3 protein-coding genes are annotated in these 1746 nt (G+C 70.4%); all 3 read right to left on the bottom strand.

All coding sequences use genetic code 11. The features are described from left to right. A partial coding sequence (locus FCI23_RS55490; protein WP_169317498.1) for a GAF domain-containing protein occupies window positions 1-653 on the bottom strand: 653 nt, incomplete at its 3' end. Between the two features lie 5 nt (window positions 654-658). After that, entirely contained in the window at window positions 659-1390 is a 732-nt protein-coding gene (locus FCI23_RS55485) for a GAF domain-containing protein (RefSeq protein WP_136731735.1), read from the bottom strand. A 22-nt stretch (window positions 1391-1412) separates the two neighbouring features. After that, the coding region (locus FCI23_RS55480; RefSeq protein ID WP_136731734.1) for an STAS domain-containing protein at window positions 1413-1746 on the bottom strand (334 nt) is incomplete at its 5' end.

Raw genomic sequence — 1746 nt, 5'->3', positions numbered from 1 at the left:
TGGGCGCGGGCGTAGCCGCGGAAGGCGGCGAAGGCGTCGTCGACCGAGACGTGCCAGCGTTCCGCGAGGATGCCCTTGGCTTGTTCCAGGACGATGCGGCTGGTCAGGGCGTACTGGAGTTGGGCGCGCTCGACTTGGCTTTGGTCCAGGGTGCGCTGCTGGAGGATGGCGATGGTGGCCATGTCCGCCAGGGCTTGGGCCAGGGTGATGTCCTCGTCGCTGAGGGGGCCGGGGTCGGTCTGGAACAGGGCGAGGGCTCCGATGACCCGGCCGCGCAGCCGCAGCGGGAGCGCGTTGGTGGCCACGAACCCGGTCTCCGCGGCGCGGGCGGCGAACGCGGGCCAGGCGGCGGTGACCTTCGGGTCGGTGAGGTTGATGTTGGTGCGGGCCTGGCCGCTCTTGTAGCAGTCCACGCAGGGGCCCTGGTCGTGTTGCAGGGCGAAGAGTTCCAGCAGCCGGGTGTGCTCGTCGGAGGCCGCCATGGTCTGCAGCATGTCGTGCTGGTCGGCCAGCAGGATGCCGACCGCCGCCACGTTCAGCAGTTCCATGCAGCGCACCGAGAGCTGCTGGAGGAAGTCGATGAGGTCGAAGTCGTCGATCAGGGAGTCGGCGACTTCCACGAAGACTTCGGTCACGCGATGTTCGCGGGTCATGTCGATCAGTCCTTGTCTACGACGGTCGGAGGCGTGCCATTGCCGCCTGGGTCCAGGCGAAGGCGCCGGTCCACCACGTCCTGGGAGACGTCGGTGATGGAACGCCCGCTGCCGTAAGCATGCGCGCGTAGCCGCAGCAGGGCTTGGGGCAGGGGCAGGGCGAGCTGGACGCTCACCATGCCCGTCGCCTGGTGGATCACCGCGTGCTGCAGGGTGTGCGGGGAGTCGGCGGGGGAAGACCCGTCCAGGCGTGGTTCACCGCTGCCCAGGCAGCGGGCGGTGAGCGAGTCGGCCAGCATCACAGCGTCGTCGGCCTGCTGGGCGCTCAGCGCACCCGGGGTGCGGCGCACCGCGGTCATCACGCCGACCCTGATGGCGCCGATGCCCATCGGGAAGCAGAACACCGCGCGGGCCGGCACATCGGGGGCCTCCATCGCCAGGGCGGGCCAGCGGGCCATGCGGACGGCTGCCAGGTCCGGCACCCACACCATGGTGCCGGTGCGTGCCGCGTCCAGGCCCGGCCCCTCTCCGAGGGTGAGCTGCAGGTCCTCGAAGTGGCGCGTCGTGGCGTCGGAGCACCACAGGAGCTCGGTCAGGTCGCCCTCGGTGACCAGGGAGACCGCGAGGCCGTCGACGCCCAACGCCTCGGCGCCCGCCGCGGTGACGTCCGCGACCCCGTCGGACCAGTCGTCGAGCTGCAGCAGACGCAGGACCCCGACCATGCGGTCACTGATCACCCGCGACCACCGCGCGCCGTGCTCACGAGGCCAGCGCTTGGGACACGACGGCCAGGCCGTCCGTGAGGGGACGAAGCTCAGCTTCCCGGCCGTGCACGAGGAAGCCGGTGCCGGTGAGGCCCAGGAGACGGGTCAGCATCGGATGCGGATGGTGCAGGCACAGCAATCCCCCGGCGGTGGCCGTGCGCTCGGCAGCGGCCAGGAAGGTATTGAGGCCGCTGACGTCGCAGAAGGTCAGGAGGGTCAGGTCGATGTCGATGGTGCGGATTCCGCCTCGCAGACAGTCCTGGATCATCACGCACACCGGTGGCGCCGTGTCCATGTCGAGCTCACCCGCCAGGGTGATCGTCGTGTGG

The sequence above is a fragment of the Actinacidiphila oryziradicis genome (assembly GCF_005047355.1).
GTDB classification, from domain to species: Bacteria; Actinomycetota; Actinomycetes; order Streptomycetales; family Streptomycetaceae; genus Actinacidiphila; species Actinacidiphila oryziradicis.
Note: the sequence above shows the minus strand (reverse complement) of the source record. Positions and strands in the feature narration are given on the sequence as shown.